We start from the raw sequence: 19630 nt of genomic DNA, 5'->3' as shown, positions 1-19630 counted from the left end.
GGACTGCGAACGCCACTTCGACCACCCCCTGGGGTTGTCGACCCGAAGGCCGGTGAGCCGGTGGCGACCCTGCCCGAACTCGACGGCGTCGAGCACGTGCGCATCGCCCACGGCGAGGGCGGCTCGCTGAGGCTCGAACGACCCTTCCCGGTAACAATCGAGCTGTCCGTCCAGGACGAACGGGCGCACCCACTACGGTGGTGGCCGTGGTGACGACTTACCTCGCGACGATCCCCAGCCCCGACCAGGGCGTGTGGCAACTGGGACCGATCCCGATCCGCGCCTATGCGCTGTGCATCATCCTCGGCATCATCCTGGCCATCTGGTGGGGTGAGCGCCGCTGGGTGGCCAGAGGCGGACAGAAGGGCGATGTCACCGACATCGCCGTCTTCGCCGTCCCCTTCGGCCTGGTCGGCGGCCGGCTCTACCACGTGGCGACGGACTACCACAAGTACTTCGGTGAGGGCCGCAACCCGCTCGACGCCCTGGCCATCTGGAACGGTGGCCTCGGCATCTGGGGCGCCATCGCGCTGGGTGGCGTGGGCGCGTGGATCGCCTGCCGGCGCAGGGGCATCCCCCTGCCCGCGATGGCGGACGCCCTCGCACCCGGCATCGTCGTGGCGCAGGCCATCGGCCGCCTCGGCAACTACTTCAACCAGGAGCTCTACGGCGGTCCCACCACGCTGCCGTGGGGCCTGGAGATCTACGAGCGGGTCGACCCGGACACCGGCTTCAAGGACGACCTGGCCGGCGTCGCGCTCGACCACACCCCGATCGAGATCGTGCACCCGACGTTCCTCTACGAACTGCTGTGGAACCTCGGCGTCGCACTGCTCATCGTGTGGGCCGACCGGAAGTTCCGGCTGGGCCACGGCCGCGTGTTCGCGCTGTACGTCGCGGGCTACACGGCCGGCCGGTTCTGGATCGAGATCATGCGCGTCGACCCGGCCACCCAGGTGTTCGGGATGCGCATCAACGTGCTCGTGTCCGCCATCGTGTTCGTCGGCGCGGTCATCTACTTCGTGCTCGCCGCGAAGAGGGGCGAGCGCGAGGTCATCGTCCGCCGTGATCCCGACGACGGAGCGGAACCCGACCCCGACGCCTCCCCGGACGGGCAGGCGGTGACCGGGACGACGGAGTCCGGGACGGTCGTGTCCGGGGCGAGCCCGGCCGGGACGAGCGCGTCCGGGGCAAGCCCGGCCGACACCCCCGACGCCGACGCCACGGCACCCGGGGGAGCGACCGTCCCCGACACGAACACGGCGCGCGACAAGTCCGCGGACATCGACGACAAGCCGGCCCAGTAGGCGCGGATGCGCATCCTCGTCGTCGAGGACGACGACCGGGTGGCGCGTGGTCTGCTCACCGCACTCCGGCACGCGGGCTACGAAGTCCACCGCGCGGGCACGGCCGCCGCGGCGCTGACCGCACCGCCGGCGGACGTCGTCCTGCTCGACCTCGGCCTGCCCGACGGCGACGGCCTCGACGTGCTGCGCGAGCTTCGCCACCGCGCCGGCACCGCCGTCATCACCGTCACCGCGCGCGGTGAGGAGCGGGAACGCGTGCTCGGCCTGCGCCTCGGCGCGGACGACTACGTGGTGAAGCCGTTCGGCACCGCGGAACTCCTGGCCCGGATAGAGGCGGTGCTCAGGCGCACCCGCGCGGCACGTGCCGCCGAACGGGAGCACCAGGTGACGCTGGGCCCGCTCACCCTGGACCCGGGCAGCAGGCTCGCCACGATCGACGGCGACCCGGTGACCCTGACCCGCAAGGAGTTCGACCTGCTCGCCCTCCTCGTGGGGCGGGCGGGCACGGTCGTCAGCCGCGACCTGATCGTGGACCAGGTGTGGCAGGCGCACTGGGAAGCGCCGTCGCGCACGCTCGACACCCACATCGCCGCACTGCGCGGCAAGCTCGGCGAGTCCCTGCGCATCGAGACGATCAGAGGTGTGGGCTACCGGGTGGCAGCCCACACCTGACTTCGGATCAGCTCGTCGCCGTCAACGGCGACCGGTCACCACACGTGGGCGACGTCCACCACGACCCGCCCGGGGAGCGTGAAGACGCGGAACGGCAGCCGTGCCCGCGCACCGAGCCCGACGGTCGTCTGGCCCTCGAACGACCCGGCCCACGCGACCTGGCGGAACGTCGAGAAGCCGGTCACGTCCACCAACTCGGACGGGTTGGCGAAGCGGTAGGTCGGGTTGCCGTGGTGGTCGTGAGCCGGGGAGTTCACCGTGATCCGCAACTTGGCGCCACCGCGCAGCGGAACCGGGAAGCCGGAGCCTTCCTGGACCACTTCGGACACGTACTGCACGTTGTAGCCGTCGTTCGTCCCGATGAAGTCGAACACCAGTCGGTCGTAGCACTCGTGTCTGCCGGCCCGGATGTTCGTCAACGCGCCGGTGGTCGTCTGCGACGCCACCTTGGGGCCGGAACCCCAGTAGACCGTCGGGCAGGCGGTCGCCGCGGCGGAACCCGTCAGCGGCGCCACCACGACGATCGCGGTGACCGCGGACAGCAGGAGCGCGATCTTGCGTAGCATGCCCATTCCCCCTTCTCACCTCTCGTGGGCCGGAGCGGCCCACTGTGATATGACGCACATCCCCCAGGGGAGGTTGTCTCCGCGTGCTGCGCCGCCTGCTGGTCCTCATCGTGCCGCTGCTCGTCGCCCTGGTGGCGGCGCTCGGCGTGCCCCTGGCGTTCGCGGTCGTGCAACGCGAGAGCCAGGAGACCTACCTCGACCGCCTGGGCGACGCCGGGCGGTTCGCGTCGCTGGCGGAGAACGCCCTGGCGTCGGGCAGGCTGACGGCGCTGCGCGAGGAACTGATCCGGTACGACCAGCTCTACGGCATCTCGGCAGGCCTGGTCCGCACCGACGGCACGGTCGTCGAGGCCTCCCGCCAGCCGTTCCCGCTGACCGACCCGCGCGTGGAGGTCGGCCTGGAGGCGGCGTTCGGCGGCTACCGGGGTGAGGCGGACCAGTCGGTGTGGCCGTGGGAACGGGTGGACCTGGTCGTGGTCGAGCCGGTCGGCCGGGACAGCGAGGTGGTGGCGGCCGTCGTCACGATCTCCCCGACCGACACCCTGAGGTCCGCGATCCTCCGGCAGTGGGGCCTGCTGGCGCTCGTCGGCCTGGTCCCCATGCTGGGTGTGGTCGCGGTGGCGTGGCCGATGTCCCGCTGGGTCCTCCGCCCGGTCCGCAGGCTGGACGAAGCCACCGCGGCCCTGGCCGGCGGCCGGCTGGACGCCCGCGCGGACGAGCTGGGCGGCCCACCCGAACTGCGCAGGCTGGCCACCAGCTTCAACGCGATGGTCGACGTGGTCGGGAGAGCCCTGCGCAGGCAACGCGCGTTCGTGTCGGACGCCTCCCACCAACTCCGCAACCCCTTGGCCGCCCTCCGGCTCGCGGTCGACAACCTGGCCCCGCACGTGACCGGCGACGCGGGCCGCGAGGCGCAACGCATAGCGGTGGACGAGGCCGAGGAGATGGGCCGCGTCCTGGACACCCTCCTGGCCGCCACCCGCCTGGACAGCGCGTCCGCCGCCGAGCCGGTCGAAGTGGACAGCCTCCTGGCCACCCACGTCCCGGGCTGGCGAGCGCTGGCCGGCGACCTGAGCCTGGACGTCGCCGTCCCACCCGGCCTGCGGGTGCTGGAACCGCCCGGCGGCCTGGGCAGCGTGCTGGACGAACTGGTGGGCAACGCGATCCGCCTGTCCGGCGGCACCCGCGTCCGGGTGTGGGGGAGAGCGGTCGACGGGCGGGTGGAGCTGCACGTGACCGACGACGGAGCAGGGCTGTCCGACGAGGAACGGGCGGACGCCGTGCGGCGGTTCTGGCGCGCGCCACGCCACCAGAACGTCGTCGGCACGGGGCTGGGCCTGGCGATCTGCGCCGAGCTGATCGGGTCCGCCGGCGGCGAGCTGGCGCTGCTGCCCGCCGAGCCGCACGGCCTGGACGCGGTGGTCCGCCTCGGCGCGTGACCGCCGGCGACCTCGGCGCGCACGAGCCGGGCGGTCAGCGCTTGGTGGCCCGGAACCAGCGTTCGGCGCCTCGGTGCAGCGGCACCCGACCAGTCGCGATGCCGGTTCGGACGTTGATCCGGCTCGCCTCCGGGTGCCCCGCGGCGATCCGCTCCGACTGCGTGAACACCGTCCGCGTCACCACCTCCACCACGTCCGCGTCCAACGCCGTCCGCGCCAGCAGCAGGTTCGGCACGGCGAACGTGCGGCACGGGCCGAGGGCGCCGTACGTCGTGGCCGGGATGGTCGCGGGCACGTACGGGCCGGAGTGGACGGCGGCCAGCCGGACCGCCTCCTCGGGCAGGTCCAGCAACCGGAGGGGGAACGCGTCCAGGATGTCCGTGATCGCGGGGGTCGGGATGCCGGTCAGGGCCAGGAACGCGTCCAGCGACCCGGCCACCAGCTGACGTGACGCCTCGGCGTGCGCCATCCGCCGGGCATCCACCGGGATCCCCAGCAGGGACAGCAGGCGCGTCGCGGTGAACTCGGTCCCCGACTCGCTCGGGCCGAAGGACACCGGCCGCCCGGCCAGGTCGGACAGGCGGCGCACCGGGGAATCCGCGGGCACCACGACCTGCATGAAGCTGTCGTACAGGCGGCCCACAGCGCTGATGCCGGCGGGATCGTCCGCGCTCAGCAGCGCGCCGCCCACGATGGGATCCAAAGAGGACAGTCCCAGCTGGACGCCGCCCTCCTGCAACAGCCGGACGTTCTCCACCGACGCCCCGGTCGGGCGGGACACCACTCGGGTCTCCGGCAGCTCGTCCGCCAGCGCCGCCGCCAGCGCCCCGCCGATCTCGCGGAACACCGCGCCGTCCGGCCCGGTCGCCAGGACCAGCTCCTCCAGGACCGGCGCGCCGCCCGACGCGCACCCGGCGCACGGCACGCCCGCCGCCAGGGCGGCCAGCAGCACGGAACGCCGGGTAACGCGCACGGCCGCAGACTAGTCCCGTCGGCCGGGTGGACGGGGAGTTACGTCAGAGGGACCTGAAGTTTCCGGCGCGCTCCTTGTCGCGACCCCGCCCCGTGCTGAGGATCACCAACCAACCCCAGCCAGCCGGCAGGCAACGGTCCCCTTGGAGGAGACGTGGTCAGCGCGCCGACACGTGAGCGCAAACCGATCTACAAGCACCTCTACTTCTGGGTCCTGGTCTCGATCGTGCTCGGCGTGGTCGTCGGGTACGCCTTCCCCGCACAGGCGTCCGGCATGAAGTGGCTGGCCGACTTCTTCATCGCGCTGGTCAAGGTGGTGATCGCCCCGACCATCTTCTGCACCATCGTGGTCGGCATCGCGGGCCTGGGGAACCTCGCCAAGGCGGGCGGCCTGGCGTTGCGGACGATCCTGTACTTCACCGCGATGACGACGGCGGCGCTGGCCATCGGGCTCGTCGTGGTCAACCTCGTCGAGCCCGGCCACCACGGCGCGTCGGTCCCGCTGAACGACGCCGCGGCGGAGAAGACCCTCGCCGACGCCGCGACCGCCGAGACGGGCGGTGTGACGGGCTTCGTCCTCAGCCTGGTGCCCAAGTCGTTCCTCAGCGCGTTCACCGACGGCCAGCTCATCCAGGTGCTGGTCGTCGCGGTCCTGGTGGCGGTGGCCGTGGCGGGCATGGGCAAGCGCGGCGAGAAGGTGGTGGCGGCGCTCGACACCGTCGCCAAGGTCATGTTCGGCGTCATCAAGATCGTCATGTACGCGGCGCCGATCGGCGCGTTCGGTGGCATCGCCTACACGATCGGCAAGTTCGGCGGCTCGATCCTGGGCAAGCTGGCCTGGCTGATGGGCTCGTTCTACGCGACGTGCCTGCTGTTCATCCTGGTGGTGCTCGGCGGTGTGTCCCTGTACGCCGGGTTCTCGATCTTCAAGTTCCTCCGGTACATCAAGGACGAACTGCTGATCGTGCTCGGCACGTCGTCGTCCGAGACGGTGCTGCCGCGGATGCTGGTGAAGCTGGAGGCGGCGGGCGCGGACAAGTCGGTGGTCGGCCTCACCATCCCGACCGGCTACTCGTTCAACCTGGACGGCACCTGCATCTACCTGACCATGGGCGCGATCTTCATCGCCCAGGCGACGGGTGTCGAGGTGGGCCTGGGCACCCAGATCGGGCTGCTGCTGTTCATGCTGCTGGCGAGCAAGGGAGCGGCGGGCGTCACCGGTGCGGGCCTGGTCACGCTGGCGGCCTCGCTGAGCGCGTTCGAGGCGAACAGCGCCATCCCGGCGGTCGGCATCGCGCTGATCGTGGGCATCGACCGGTTCATGTCCGAGGCGCGGGCGATCACCAACATGATCGGCAACGGCGTGGGCACGCTCGTGGTGGCCCGCTGGCAGCGCCAGTTGGACCAGGAACGGCTGCGGGAGGTCATGGACGACCCGTCGCTGGTCGACGTGGACGCCCTGATGGAGCGTCAGCACGACGACGAGGTCGGCGACCGCGAACCGGTGGGAGCCGGCGCGACCCGCTGAGCCATCCGGCCGTGAGCCCCCCGGACGTCGCCGCCTTCCGCGCCCAGGCGGCGGCAACCGGGGGGCTCACCTGCGCTTACGTGACGACGGGGTGCTGTAGACAAGGTCTCACCCACGCGCGCGGAGCCCTGGGCTCAGTTATGCTTAACAACGCGTAACAAGTCGGTTCCCGGTATCGCTCCTGCGGGCCGAATCGTTACGACTTGACGACTGAGATCACCCGATGGATGGTGTGGTCCGGTTTCGCGACTGTTAAAGTCGCGTCAACACGCGGGCCATCGTCGTCCCGTGCCCAGCTACCCGGATTCCAGGACCTGGACACGAGGACTCGTTCTTTCACCAAGGACGACGAAGGAGGTCTGCGCAGTGATCTTCTCCGCCATCCCGTCCCCGCAGGGGCTCTACGACCCCACCGCGGAACGTGACGCTTGCGGTGTGGCGATGGTCGCCGACATCAAGGGCCGGCGCTCGCACGACATCGTCGTCGACGCGCTCACCGCGCTGGCCAACCTGGAACACCGAGGCGCCGCGGGCGCCGAGCCGACCAGCGGTGACGGCGCGGGGATCCTGCTGCAGCTGCCGGACGCGTTCCTGCGGGACGTGCTGGACTTCGACCTGCCCGAACCGGGCGCGTACGCGGCCGGCATCGCGTTCCTGCCCTCTGGCGAGGGCGACCGCGGGAAGGCCGTCCAGCTGGCCGAGCGGATCGCTACCGAAGAGGGCCTGGAGGTCCTGGGCTGGCGCGACGTGCCGACCGCCCCGGACCACGCCGGTGTCGGCCCGACCGCCCGGTCGGTGATGCCGCACTTCGCGATGTTGCTGCTCAAGTCCGCGACCGGCCACCACGGCGTCGAGCTGGACCGCCTCACGTTCGCCCTGCGCAAGCGGGTCGAGCACGAGACCGCGGCGGCCGACGTCGGCACGTACTTCCCGTCGCTGTCGTCCCGGACGATCGTCTACAAGGGCATGCTGACCACGGGCCAGCTGCCCGCGTTCTTCCCCGACCTGCGCGACGAGCGGCTGGCCAGCGCGATCGCCCTGGTCCACTCCCGGTTCTCCACGAACACGTTCCCGTCGTGGCCGCTGGCGCACCCGTTCCGGTACGTCGCGCACAACGGCGAGATCAACACCGTGCGCGGCAACCGGAACCGGATGCGGGCCCGCGAGGCGCTGCTCGCCTCCGACCTCATCCCCGGCGACCTGGCCCGGCTGTTCCCGATCTGCCACCCGGAGGGCTCCGACTCGGCGAGCTTCGACGAGGTGCTGGAGCTGCTGCACCTGGGCGGCCGGAGCCTGCCGCACGCGGTGCTGATGATGATCCCCGAGGCGTGGGAGAACCACACCTCGATGGACCCGAAGCGCCGCGCGTTCTACGAGTTCCACGCCAGCCTGATGGAGCCGTGGGACGGCCCGGCCTGCGTCACGTTCACCGACGGCTCCCTGGTCGGCGCGGTGCTGGACCGCAACGGGCTGCGCCCCGCCCGCTGGTGGCAGACCGCCGACGGCCGCGTCGTGCTGGCCTCCGAGGCCGGTGTGCTGGACGTCCCGCCGGACCAGGTCGTGGCCAAGGGCCGCCTCCAGCCTGGGAAGATGTTCCTGGTCGACACGGTCGCCGGCCGGCTGGTCGAGGACGACGAGGTCAAGGCCGCGCTGGCCGAGGAGAAGCCGTACGACGAGTGGCTGCACGCCGGCCTGCTGGAGCTGGCCGACCTGGCCGACCGCGAGCACGTGGTGCAGAGCCACGAGTCCGTGGTGCGGCGCCAGCTGACGTTCGGCTACACCGAGGAGGAGTTGCGCGTCCTGCTCGGCCCGATGTCCACGGCGGGCGCCGAGCCGCTGGGCTCGATGGGCACGGACACCCCGGTGGCCGCGCTGTCGCAGCGCTCCCGGCTGCTCTACGACTACTTCGTGCAGAACTTCGCCCAGGTCACGAACCCGCCGCTGGACGCGATCCGCGAGGAGATCGTCACCAGCGTGTCCCGGGTCATGGGTCCGGAGCAGAACCTGCTGGAGCCCGGCCCGGTGAGCTGCCGGCACATCAAGCTGACCTACCCGGTGATCGACAACGACGAGCTGGCCAAGCTCATCCACATCAACGACGACGGCGACCTGCCCGGCTTCGCCTGCACGGTCCTCAGTGGACTGTACGAAGTGGACGGCGGGGGCGCGGCGCTGGCGGCGGCCGTCGAGCGGGTGCGCCGCGAGGCGTCCGAGGCGATCGAGAACGGCGCCCGCACGCTGGTGCTGTCGGACCGCGACTCGGACCACCGGATGGCGCCGATCCCGTCGCTGCTCCTCGTCTCCGCGGTGCACCACCACCTGGTGCGCACCAAGGAACGGCTGCGCGTCGCGCTGGTCGTGGAGACCGGTGACGCCCGCGAGGTGCACCACATCGCCGCGCTGCTGAGCTACGGCGCCGCCGCGGTGAACCCGTACCTGGCGTTCGAGACGATCGAAGACATGATCAGCACCGGCGCGGTCACCGGCATCGAGCCGCGCAAGGCCGTCCGGAACTACGTGACGGCGCTGGTCAAGGGCACGTTGAAGATCATGTCGAAGATGGGCATCTCGACCGTCGGCGCGTACACGGCGGCGCAGGTGTTCGAGGCCGTCGGCCTGTCCAAGGACCTGCTGGACGAGTACTTCACCGGCACGGTGTCGAAGCTCGGCGGCGCGGGCCTGGACGTGCTGGCGGAGGAGGTGGCCCTGCGCCACCGCCGCGCCCACCCGGACAACCCGGCCGACCGCGCGCACCGCCGGCTGGAGGTGGGCGGCGAGTACGCCTACCGCCGCGAGGGCGAGCTGCACCTGTTCACGCCGGAGACGGTGTTCCTGCTCCAGCACGCCACGAAGACCGGCAAGCAGGACGTGTACCGCCGCTACACCGAAGAGGTCGAGCGGCTGTCCCGGATGGGCGGCACGCTGCGCGGGCTGTTCTCGTTCGCCGCCGAGGGCCGCACGCCGATCCCGATCGACGAGGTCGAGCCGGTCTCCTCGATCGTCAAGCGGTTCAACACCGGCGCCATGTCCTACGGGTCGATCTCGGCGGAGGCGCACGAGACGCTGGCCATCGCGATGAACCGGCTGGGCGGCCGGTCCAACAGCGGCGAGGGCGGCGAGGACCCGGAGCGCCTGTACGACCCGGAGCGGCGCAGCGCGGTCAAGCAGGTGGCCTCCGGCCGGTTCGGCGTCACCAGCGAGTACCTGGTCAACGCCAGCGACATCCAGATCAAGATGGCGCAGGGCGCGAAGCCCGGCGAGGGCGGCCAGCTCCCCGGCTACAAGGTGTACCCGTGGATCGCGCGGACCCGGCACTCCACGCCGGGCGTGGGCCTCATCTCCCCACCGCCGCACCACGACATCTACTCGATCGAAGACCTCGCCCAGCTGATCCACGACCTGAAGAACGCCAACGAGCAGGCCCGCGTGCACGTGAAGCTGGTCAGCGAGGTCGGCGTCGGCACGGTCGCGGCGGGCGTGGCGAAGGCGCACGCGGACGTGGTGCTGATCTCCGGCCACGACGGCGGCACCGGCGCGTCCCCGTTGAACTCGCTCAAGCACGCGGGCACGCCGTGGGAGATCGGCCTCGCCGAGACGCAGCAGACGTTGCTGCTCAACGGTTTGCGCGACCGGATCACCGTGCAGGTCGACGGCGCCCTGCGCACCGGCCGTGACGTCGTGGTGGCCGCGCTGCTCGGCGCGGAGGAGTTCGGCTTCGCCACCGCGCCGCTGATCGTCGCGGGCTGCATCATGATGCGGGTGTGCCACCTGGACACGTGCCCGGTGGGCGTGGCCACGCAGAACCCGGAGCTGCGCAAGCGGTACACCGGGCAGGCCGACCACGTGGTGGCGTTCTTCGAGTTCGTCGCCCAGGAAGTCCGGGAACTGCTGGCGTCGTTGGGTTTCCGCACCATCGACGAGGCCGTCGGCCACGCCGAGCTGCTGAAGACCGACGACGCCGTCGAGCACTGGAAGGCGGCCGGGCTGGACCTGTCGCCGGTGTTCGAGGTGCCCGAGACGCCGTACCGCACGGCCAAGCGCAAGGTCCGCGACCAGGACCACGGGCTGGCGCAGGCGTTGGACCGCACGCTGATCCAGCTCGCCGACGCCGCGTTGGAGGACGCCCGCCCGGTGCGGCTGGAACTGCCGCTGCGCAACGTCAACCGCACCGTCGGCACGCTCCTCGGCGCCGAGGTGACCCGCCGGTTCGGCGGTGACGGCCTGCCCGACGACACGATCCACGTGACGTTCACCGGGTCGGCCGGCCAGTCGCTCGGCGCGTTCGTGCCGCGCGGCATCACCCTGGAGATGGTCGGCGACGCCAACGACTACGTCGGCAAGGGCCTGTCCGGCGGCCGGATCATCGTCCGACCGCACCCGGACGCGCCGTTCGCGGCCGAGCGGCAGGTCATCGCCGGCAACGTGATCGGCTACGGCGCGACCGGCGGCGAGATCTTCTTGCGCGGCCGGGTCGGCGAGCGGTTCTGCGTGCGGAACTCGGGTGCGCTGGCCGTCGCCGAGGGAGTCGGCGACCACGCGTTCGAGTACATGACCGGCGGCCGGGCCGTGGTGCTCGGGCCGACCGGCCGCAACCTCGCCGCGGGCATGTCCGGCGGCGTGGCGTACGTGCTCGACCTCGACCCGGCGGCGGTCAACACCGCGATGGTCGAGTTGCAGCGGCCCGGCGCGGACGACCTGCGCTGGCTGCGCGAAGTGGTGGAACGCCACCACCAGCTCACCGGTTCGGCGGTGGCCGCCTCGCTGCTCGGCGACTGGCCCCGGCGTTCCGCGTCGTTCACCAAGGTCATGCCCGGTGACTACCAGCGCGTGCTCGAAGCGATGAGGCTCGCCCGCGCGGAAGGCAGGGACGTCGACCAGGCGATCATGGAGGCCTCTCGTGGCTGACCCGTACGGTTTCCTCAAGCACTCCCGTGCCGAGCCGAAGAAGCGGCCCGCCGCCGAACGGCTGTCCGACTGGAACGAGGTCTACCTCGACGTCCCGGCGGAGCAGCGTGACGCGGAGGTGCGCACGCAGGCGGCGCGGTGCATGGACTGCGGCATCCCGTTCTGCCACTCCGGGTCCGCCGGGTGCCCGCTGGGCAACCTGATCCCCGAGTGGAACGACCTGGTCCGCACGGGCGACTGGGAGCTGGCGTCCGACCGGTTGCACGCGACGAACAACTTCCCGGAGTTCACCGGCAAGCTGTGCCCCGCGCCGTGCGAGGCGGCGTGCGTGTTGGCGATCAGCCACGACGCGGGCGGCGCGGTCGCCATCAAGCGGGTCGAGGAGACCATCGCCGACGTGTCCTGGGAGCAGGGCTACGTGCGGCCCGCGCAGGCGCAGGTGGTGTCGGGCAAGAGGGTGGCGGTCGTCGGCTCCGGTCCGGCCGGGCTCGCGGCGGCGCAGCAGCTCACGCGCGCCGGGCACGAGGTCACCGTGTTCGAGCGGGACGACCGGCTCGGCGGGCTGCTCCGGTACGGCATCCCCGAGTTCAAGATGGAGAAGAAGGTCCTCGACCGGCGGCTCGCGCAGCTCCGCAAGGAGGGCACGAAGTTCGTCACCGGCTGCGAGGTCGGGGTGGACCTGACGGTCGAGGAGCTGCGGTCGAAGTTCGACGCCGTGGTGCTCGCGGTGGGCGCTCTGCGCGGCCGTGACGACACGACGACGCCCGGCCGTGAGCTACGGGGCATCCACCTGGCCATGGAACACCTCGTGCCCGCGAACCGCGCGTGCGAGGGCGACGGCCCGCCCGCCGTCGACGCGGCCGGCAAGCACGTCGTGATCATCGGCGGCGGCGACACCGGCGCCGACTGCTACGGCACGGCGTCCCGGCAGGGCGCGGCTTCGGTGCTCCAGCTCGACCAGTACCCGATGCCACCGTCCACTCGGGACGATTCGCGGTCGCCGTGGCCCCTGTGGCCCTGGATCCTCCGCACCTACGCCGCGCACGAGGAGGCGGGGGAGCGGAAGTTCGCGGTCGCGGTGGAGAAGTTCGTCGGCGACGAGGACGGGCACGTGCGGCAGATCCGGCTGCGCAAGGTGCGGGTGGAGAAGGACGCCTCCGGCCGTCGCCAGGTGGTGCCGACGTCCGAGGAGGTCGAGGTGTTGCCGGCGGACCTGGTGCTGCTGGCCATCGGCTTCGAGGGCGTCGAGCACATGCCGCTGCTGGACGGGCTGGGCATCCAGCTCACTCCGCGCGGCACCATTTCGTGCGGCTCGGACTGGCAGACGCAGTCGCCCGGTGTGTTCGTCTGCGGTGACGCCCACCGCGGCGCGTCCCTGGTCGTGTGGGCGATCGCCGAGGGCCGTTCGGTGGCCAACGCGGTGGACCGCTACCTGACCGGCTCGTCCGACCTGCCGTCCCCGGTGATCCCCAACATGCTTCCGCTCGCCGTGGTGTGATCCGCTGGATCGCCCGGGCCGCCCCGACAGCGTCGTCGGGGCGGCCTCCACCTCGGACGTTCGCTAGCTGTTCTGTCCTGTGAGGTTGGGTACGCGGGTGGCGGGTGGCTGGCCGCCGAGTGCGGTGTGGCCGCGGTGGTGATTGTAGGTGTGCAGCCATCGCGGCAGCGCCTCTCGCCGCTCGGTCTCGGACCGGTATGCCTGGGCGTAGGCCCATTCGTCGAGCAGGGTGCGGTTGAAGCGTTCGACCTTGCCGTTGGTCTGCGGCCGGTAGGCGCGGGTGCGTTTGTGGGTGATGCCGGACTGGGTGAGGGTGTCGCGCCACAGGTGTGAGCGGTAGCAGGAGCCGTTGTCGGTCAGCACCCGTTTCACCGTCACCCCGGCGGCCCGGAAGAACGCTTGCGCCCTGGTCCAGAACGCGGCGGCGGTCTGCTTGGTCTCGTCCGGGAGGATTTCGGTGTAGGCCAGGCGGGAGTGGTCGTCCACGGCGTTGTGCAGGTAGGCGTAGCCGAGGTTGGGACGGCCGTGGACCTTGCGCGGCCTGCCCGGGTCGCGGTGGGCGGAGCTGTTGCGCCCGCCGGCCTGCCGGCCGTGGACCTTGTGGCCGCCGCCGTCGGGGATGTTGCCCAGCTTCTTGATGTCGACGTGGACCAGGTCGCCGGGCGCGGCGTGTTCGTAGCGGCGCACCGGCACGGCGGTGGCCCGGTCCAGGTGCGCCAGGCGGGCCAGGCCGAAACGCCGCAGCACCCGGTGCACCGTGGAGGGGTTCAGGCCGAGCAGGTAGGCGATGCGGGCCGGCCCCCACCGACGCGCCAGACGCACCTTCACGATGCGGCGCTCGCGGCGGGTCGGCAGGCGGCGTGGGCTGCGGTGGGGGCGGCTGGAGCGGTCGACCAGACCCGCCTCCCCGTGCTCGCGGTAGCGCCGGGCCCAGCGCGCGGCGGTGGTCGGCGAGACCTGGAACCGCTCGGCCGCGCGTCGCAGCGGCCAGCCGTCCTGCACGACACACCGGGCCAGGCGCAGCCTGCCCGCCGGGGTCAGCGGTGCGTTAGCGTGGGTCACGAGGGCCTCCGTGGGCTTGGTGTAGACGTCGCAATCCACACCGAACCCGGAGGCCCTCCCTCATTCCAACATCATCCGACTACGTGTCGGACCGCCCACAACCTCCCAGGGCAGTACAGCTAGCCGCCTTCCACGTCACCCACCCAGATAGGTGGCAGTGCGGGCGCCTTGCCTTCGAGTGCCGCGTCCACGAGTGCGGCGTTCGCCGGGTTCAGCCGGGACGAGCGCCGCGCCTCCACCAACCGGTCGCGGAGCAACGGTGCGGACAACGCCGCCGCCGCGTGCTCCACGACCTTCGGCTTGCGGTCCGCAACAAGGCAGGTGGCCACCAGAGCGTCGGCCACCGACTCCACCGCCTCCGGTGCGACGGCACCATCCCTGATGAGCCGGCGGATCGCCCCGGCGGCCTCCGTGCGGATGTACCACTTCCAGTCCCGCAACGCCTTCACGACGAGCGGCACCGCGGCCGGGTCCGCCGTGTCACCGAGGGAAAACACCGGGTTGAACCGACGTAGGGCGATCCGACTCGTCAGGTCCCGTCGATAGTGCTCGATCGGCGACGCGCGACGGAGACGGGGAATCCCGTACGGGATCCCCATCGGGGTGCGATAGGCCTGACTGCGCAACCATGCGTCGATCCGGCCCGGTTTCCTCCCGGACTTCGGCCGGCGCGCGAAGGTGGCGAGCGCGTAAAACGGGTCCCGGTCCGGGTCCCGCTCCGCGAGGATGCGGCAGAGCACCGCCTCCACCGTGCTCCGCTCGTCTCCGAGCAGTGCCAGGATCTTGTCGTCCAAGCCCTCCTCGGTGCTGTCGATCAAACGTCGGATGTGCGCGCGCCGATCCGGCGACTCCGCATCCAGCACTGCGGCGGGAGCGCTATCGCTGGACAACATCGTCCCTCCGGTAATTTCCACGTCACTTGGGCTGAATAGTTCTCGTGCCGCCATCGGGGGGTCGGGTAATGGGCCGGTGGCGCCATTCGAGTCGGCGAGTGGGCGAAGTTTCACTTTCTCTGTAGCGGAACGACGTTTCCGGCGACTCAAGCGGTTGGAGAGCCTTTCCCCGACGAAAGGATATCGCGGTGAATATGCGTAGATCATCGCAACGTGGCGGCGTGGTGCTCGCGAGCGCGTTGCTGGCGACCCTCGGGCTGGTGTCGCCGTCGTCCGCCGGCGCGCCGGAGGGCGTGGAACTCGGAGCGAGCGACACCGCGGGCGTGACCACGTCGGCCGCGCCGGCGCGCGGGCTGCGCGGCGTGTCCAGCTACGAGGGCACCGGGGTGCCGGGCGACGTGACCGCGTACGGGGCGCAGCGCGTGCCCGCCGGGCACCGGATCGAGGGCTACGAGTCGCCCACCGGCGACGACATCGGCATCCAGTCGATCATCGGCGCGGACGGCCGCGTGCGGGTCACCCCGACGACGGGCTTCCCGGCTCGCGCCACGGTGCTCATCACCCGCACGGTGAGCGGTGTCGAGCGGCTGCACTGCACGGGCTGGATGTTCGGCGCGAGCCTCGTGCTCACCGCCGGGCACTGCGTGTTCAACCAGAGCACCGGCTGGTACACCGGCCAGCTCAAGTTCTACCCCGGCGCGGACGGGACCACCTACCCGTACGGCTCCTGCACCGCCGCGACCCTGCGGTCCAACACCGGCTGGACCGTCGACGGGAGCCCGGACGCCGACTACGGCGGCGCGACCCTCGACTGCTCCGTCGGCAACACCACCGGCTGGTACGGCGCGTACTGGACCACCGCGTCGCTCAACGGCACGCCCACCACGATCCAGGGCTACCCCGGCGACAAGTCCCAGCAGCAGTGGACCCACTCCGACCAGGTCCGCGTCAGCAACTCCCTGCGCCTGTACTACGACAACGACACCGTCGGCGGCAACAGCGGCAGCTCGGTGCACACGGTGCGCGCGGCCGGGTCGTCCGGGTGCTCCGGCCGGTGCTCCCTGGCGTTCCACGCCTACGGTGTCGGCTCGGGCACGCACAACAGCGGGCCGCGGATCACCGAGAGCCGGCTCAACCTGGTCCTCGGCTGGCGCTGAGGTTCGGCGCCGCCACCTGCCTGCCAGGCAACCGCGCACCCCGACCGTTCCGTCCTCGACGTGACCGAGAGGAGCAGATCGTGCGACATCCACTGCGCGTGCGAGCGGTCCTGCTGATCGGCTTGCTGGTGCTCGGGGCGTGCGGTCGGGAAACCGGCACGTCCGACCAGGACCCGCCACCACCCCTGACGAACACCCAGGCCACCGTCACCGGCGTGGTCGTGGACCAGAGCGGCCGTCCTGTCGAGGGCGCCCTGGTGCAACCGAAGTCGCTCGACTCACCACCGCGGCCCGTGCCGGAACTGGCGGTCCTGTCCGGACCGGACGGCCGCTACGAATGGCACCTGGACGCGGGGCACTACGAGTTCACCGCCACGAAGGACGACCGGACCGGGCCTCCGTCCGAGGTCACCGCGGCGGCGGGCGAGACCGAACAGGTGGAACTCCACCTGCCCTGACCTCGCCCCGCCGACGAGAGCCCCGGCCCGCGGACCCGGGCCGGGGCCCACCTCGTGGCCGGGAGACGACCGGACCGCGGGTCGCGCATCAGACCCCGGTCACCGCGCGCACCGAACGGATGCGGCTCACCGGGAACTCGCAGCGGTCGCCGCGAGGGGCGCAGTTGGCCTTCAGGTTGCCCGCCGCGTGGTCCACGGGCGTGATCACGTGCTTCACCGTGCTCCGGGGCCCGTTCGCCACGGCGATCTCCACCGACGTCCGGCTCGCCAGCGCCTCCGCCAGCAGTGCGACCTCCGAGTCCCGCAGCACCAGCGACTGGTCCCGCAGCAGCCGCACCGTCCCGATCCGCAGCGAGTCCGCCGCCGGCACGACGAACCTGGGGCTCGGCCGCTCCCGCTCCACCAGCGCCATCGCCAGCTTCGCCAGCTCGTGCCCCGTCAACGGCGCGCGCCACCCGCCCTCGGCCACCTTCGGGGGCGGGGGCTCGACCCGACGCCGGGGCACCCGCTCCACCATCGCGATCCCGTCCGGCGTCGACGTCGTCGGCGCGTACCCGGCCGCCCGCAGCAGCGCCAACGTCTCGGCGACCGGCTGCGACGACGCCAACACCGTCGGCCCCAGGTGCTGCAACGACAGCTGCGCCAGCAGCCGGTGCCCGGCGATCTCCCGCAGCAGGGCCGGGTCCTCCGTCCGCACGCAGCACGCCACCGGCGTCACGGTGATCCGCCCGTGCTGCCGCGCCACCTCCCGCACCAGGTGCTCCAACGTCGGCGGCACGCCGTGCTCGGCCACCGACGCCAGCCGCGCCAGCAACGCGTCCGGCTCGTGCCCCGCGTCCAACGCCCGCCGCACGCTAGCCCCGCTGAACCGCCACCCGCCCGTCGCGCAGTCCGCCGCCAGGTCCAGCACGCCGCTCAGCTCACGGGACGGCAACCCGGCCACCACGGCGGTCAGGTCCGGCCGCAGGTGCGCGGTCGTCGCGGCGGGCGGCACGAACTTGTCGGCCACCTCGGCCGTGACACCCGCCAACACCGCCCGGCCCAGCGCGGTCGACGCGCCCAGCGCCACCAGGCCCACCGACTCGGCCTCCACCAGCGCCGCCTCGGTCGCCGCCCGGCCGTGCACCGCGGGCCGCGTCCACACCAGGTCGGCCACCACCTCGTGCCGGTGCTCGTACGCCTCGTCCTCGCCCAGCACCGCGTACCGCTCCAGCACACCCCGCCGCGTCCGGTCGCCGGACTCGGTCGACGAGGGCTCCGCCGACGCCGCACGCTGCTTGCCCGGCGTCCACGCCATCCGCGGCCACGCGTCGGCCAACGTGGTGAGCCGACCGGCGGGCGACTCGTCCCGCCACGCGTCCGACCCGCTGGTCGGCGCCAACCGGCTGTCGTCCACCGCCAGCAGCCGCGCCTCCAGCGCCAGCTCCACCCACAGCCGCGCCCGGCTCTCCTCCGTCCGCAGCACGCCCGCGATCCGCCGCAGCTCCCGCAGCCCCACCCCCGTGCGGCACGCCACCTGCTCGACGTCGCACAGCTCCACCAGCCGCGTCACACCATCCACAGTGGACGTCGCGGGCGCGATCGCGGCCCGGTCGGCGAAACCCCGGTGCTGGGCGGCACGGCGCGGGGTGCGCGGCGCGGGTGTGATCCGGCGCGGCGGCTCCTCCTCCAACTGCCGCAACCCCGGTGACGTGACCAACCGGCCGTCCGCCGGCCACAGCAACGCCCTCGCCCGCAGCTCGCCCAACGTCCGCTTCAGCTCCGCCCGCGATGCCTTCCCGTTGCACCGCAACCGTTCCGCCAGCGCCTCCGCGCCGGCCTCGTCACCGAGCCTCAGCGCGGTGTCCAGCACGTCCCGGCACGCCTGGTCCAGCCCGTCCACGGCCGTCCGCAACGACGCCGTCGTGGCCAACTCGTCCGCCAGCGCGCGCAGCGACTGCGGCCGGCTGTCCGCCGCGTCCTTGCGCAGCGCCAAGATGTCCCGGATGTCCTGTGCGTCGAGCCCCCGCAACCAGCCGGCCAGCGCCGCTTTCCTACCCACCCGGCCGATTATGCACAGAACGTGACAGGTCGGTCATGCATTGCGATAGGGCGTTCGAATGAGCCACCAATGGACGAACGTAGGCTTGACGCCGTGGATTTCACCGGTTTCGGCGAACACGCCATCGACTTCTACGACGGGCTCCAGGTCGACAACTCCAAGGCGTACTGGGAGGACCACAAGCACGTCTACCTGGAGGACGTCCGCGCGCCCATGGAGGCGCTGCTCGCCGCGCTGGAGCCGGAGTTCGGCAAGGGCAAGGTCTTCCGGCCCTATCGCGACGTGCGGTTCAGCAAGGACAAAACGCCCTATAAGGACCATTGCGGCGGAGTGGTCGAGCTGGGCCGCGGCGGCGGCGCGCACTACGTCCAAGTCGGCCCCGAAGGGCTGTTCGTGGCCGGCGGGTCGTTCGCCATGGCGTCCGACCAGGTCGCCCGCTACCGCGAGTCCGCGGCGGACGACCTGCGCGGACGTGCGCTGGAGAAGCTGCTCGCAGGGTTGGCCCGCACCGGCTGGGAGCTGCGCGGCGACAAGCTCAAGCGTGCGCCGCGCGGCTTCGACCCCGAGCACCCGCGCATCGAGCTGCTCAAGCACAAGCGCCTCTACGTGGCGAAGGTGTGGCCGCCGGACGACGTGCTGCACGAGCCGGAGTGCCTCGACCGGGTCCGCGACGCGTGGCGCGAGGCGACCCCGTTCGTCGACTGGTGCGCCGACCACATCGGGCTCACCGAGGTGGGCTTCCGCTGACCGGCCGCCGTGCCGCCCACCGCCGGGCCACGAGGTAGCCGAACGCGATGCCGGCCACGTCCACGAGGCCGTCCAGGACGTCGCCGCCGCGGCCCAGCCCGGTGATGAGCCACTGCAACACTTCCGAGACCGCGGCGTAACCGACCAGGCCGGCGAGCAGCGGTACGGGCCGCAGCCCGCCGTAGCACCCGGTGGCCGTGAGCAGGGCGAACAGGAGGAAGTGCACCACCTTGTCGGTGCCCGGCGGCGACGTCGGCACACCTGACGCGGGGGTGAACAACACGATGACGCTCAGCAACGCAGCGACCACGAACGGAAGGATTCTGACGCCCACCGGGCAGATTCTGCCGGTTTCTCCGACGTTACCCCCCGGTACATCCTGATC

At 71.9% G+C, this 19630-nt stretch carries 15 protein-coding genes; 9 read left to right on the top strand and 6 right to left on the bottom strand.

Going from position 1 to position 19630, the window contains the following annotated elements:
* Nucleotides 1–209 precede the first annotated feature (209 nt).
* Both lgt and ACRAKI_RS28620 read left to right on the top strand, forming a co-directional pair.
* Nucleotides 210–1307, top strand: coding sequence for a prolipoprotein diacylglyceryl transferase (gene lgt, locus ACRAKI_RS28625; RefSeq protein WP_447003599.1), 1098 nt, complete (start codon nt 210–212; stop codon nt 1305–1307).
* 6 nt (nt 1308–1313) lie between these two features.
* The gene (locus tag ACRAKI_RS28620; RefSeq protein WP_447003598.1) at nt 1314–1979 is read left to right on the top strand and encodes a response regulator transcription factor; all 666 of its coding nucleotides are present in this window, start codon (nt 1314–1316) and stop codon (nt 1977–1979) included.
* A 35-nt stretch (nt 1980–2014) separates the two neighbouring features.
* Here the strand turns inward: ACRAKI_RS28620 and ACRAKI_RS28615 are convergent, their stop codons facing one another.
* The gene (locus ACRAKI_RS28615) at nt 2015–2551 is read right to left on the bottom strand and encodes an AMIN-like domain-containing (lipo)protein (RefSeq protein ID WP_447003597.1); all 537 of its coding nucleotides are present in this window, start codon (nt 2549–2551) and stop codon (nt 2015–2017) included.
* Nucleotides 2552–2628: 77 nt separating this feature from the next.
* Between ACRAKI_RS28615 and ACRAKI_RS28610 the strand changes: the two genes are divergently transcribed.
* Nucleotides 2629–3984 carry an ATP-binding protein gene (locus ACRAKI_RS28610; RefSeq protein ID WP_447003596.1) on the top strand — a complete coding sequence of 452 codons (1356 nt, stop codon included), beginning with the start codon at nt 2629–2631 and terminating at the stop codon, nt 3982–3984.
* 34 nt (nt 3985–4018) lie between these two features.
* Here the strand turns inward: ACRAKI_RS28610 and ACRAKI_RS28605 are convergent, their stop codons facing one another.
* Entirely contained in the window at nt 4019–4957 is a 939-nt protein-coding gene (locus tag ACRAKI_RS28605; RefSeq protein ID WP_447003595.1) for a TAXI family TRAP transporter solute-binding subunit, read from the bottom strand.
* 153 nt (nt 4958–5110) lie between these two features.
* Between ACRAKI_RS28605 and dctA the strand changes: the two genes are divergently transcribed.
* The 3 genes from dctA (at nt 5111) to ACRAKI_RS28590 (ending at nt 12887) form a co-directional block, all read left to right on the top strand.
* Nucleotides 5111–6484 (top strand): C4-dicarboxylate transporter DctA, encoded by a 1374-nt coding sequence (dctA, locus tag ACRAKI_RS28600; protein WP_447003594.1) that lies wholly within the window; start codon nt 5111–5113, stop codon nt 6482–6484.
* A gap of 366 nt (nt 6485–6850) precedes the next feature.
* On the top strand, nt 6851–11389 hold the full coding sequence (gltB, locus tag ACRAKI_RS28595; protein ID WP_447003593.1) for a glutamate synthase large subunit: 4539 nt from the start codon (nt 6851–6853) through the stop codon (nt 11387–11389).
* Complete coding sequence (locus tag ACRAKI_RS28590) at nt 11382–12887, top strand: glutamate synthase subunit beta (RefSeq protein WP_447003592.1); 1506 nt, start codon at nt 11382–11384, stop codon at nt 12885–12887. Before gltB ends, ACRAKI_RS28590 begins: the two co-directional genes overlap by 8 nt.
* A gap of 63 nt (nt 12888–12950) precedes the next feature.
* Here the strand turns inward: ACRAKI_RS28590 and ACRAKI_RS28585 are convergent, their stop codons facing one another.
* Nucleotides 12951–13949, bottom strand: coding sequence for an IS481 family transposase (locus ACRAKI_RS28585; protein WP_447003591.1), 999 nt, complete (start codon nt 13947–13949; stop codon nt 12951–12953).
* A gap of 119 nt (nt 13950–14068) precedes the next feature.
* Nucleotides 14069–14767 carry a hypothetical protein gene (locus tag ACRAKI_RS28580; protein WP_447003590.1) on the bottom strand — a complete coding sequence of 233 codons (699 nt, stop codon included), beginning with the start codon at nt 14765–14767 and terminating at the stop codon, nt 14069–14071.
* Nucleotides 14768–15063: 296 nt separating this feature from the next.
* On the opposite strand from ACRAKI_RS28580, the gene ACRAKI_RS28575 reads away from it, so the two are divergent.
* Both ACRAKI_RS28575 and ACRAKI_RS28570 read left to right on the top strand, forming a co-directional pair.
* Nucleotides 15064–15999, top strand: a complete 936-nt coding sequence (locus ACRAKI_RS28575) for a hypothetical protein (protein ID WP_447003589.1) — start codon at nt 15064–15066, stop codon at nt 15997–15999.
* A gap of 80 nt (nt 16000–16079) precedes the next feature.
* Nucleotides 16080–16457: a carboxypeptidase-like regulatory domain-containing protein gene (locus ACRAKI_RS28570; protein ID WP_447003588.1), complete on the top strand. Its 378-nt coding sequence runs from the start codon at nt 16080–16082 to the stop codon at nt 16455–16457.
* 88 nt (nt 16458–16545) lie between these two features.
* On the opposite strand, the gene ACRAKI_RS28565 is transcribed toward ACRAKI_RS28570, so the two are convergent.
* A complete protein-coding gene (locus ACRAKI_RS28565; RefSeq protein WP_447003587.1) occupies nt 16546–18498 on the bottom strand; it encodes a helicase-associated domain-containing protein in 1953 nt (650 codons plus the stop codon).
* A 93-nt stretch (nt 18499–18591) separates the two neighbouring features.
* On the opposite strand from ACRAKI_RS28565, the gene ACRAKI_RS28560 reads away from it, so the two are divergent.
* A complete protein-coding gene (locus tag ACRAKI_RS28560) occupies nt 18592–19245 on the top strand; it encodes a DUF2461 domain-containing protein (protein WP_447003586.1) in 654 nt (217 codons plus the stop codon).
* Here the strand turns inward: ACRAKI_RS28560 and ACRAKI_RS28555 are convergent.
* Complete coding sequence (locus ACRAKI_RS28555; RefSeq protein WP_447003585.1) at nt 19223–19555, bottom strand: VanZ family protein; 333 nt, start codon at nt 19553–19555, stop codon at nt 19223–19225. The two genes, ACRAKI_RS28560 and ACRAKI_RS28555, sit on opposite strands and share 23 nt — an antisense overlap.
* Nucleotides 19556–19630: the final 75 nt, after the last annotated feature.

The organism is Saccharothrix isguenensis, from assembly GCF_052936305.1.
This window is presented reverse-complemented; position numbering and strand designations above follow the sequence as displayed.

Coding starts and splice junctions, on each gene's coding strand:
- ACRAKI_RS28620 (WP_447003598.1), top strand. CDS start 1,314: ATGCGCATCCTCGTCGTCGAGGACGACGACCGGGTGGCGCGTGGTCTG.
- ACRAKI_RS28615 (WP_447003597.1), bottom strand. CDS start 2,551: ATGGGCATGCTACGCAAGATCGCGCTCCTGCTGTCCGCGGTCACCGCG.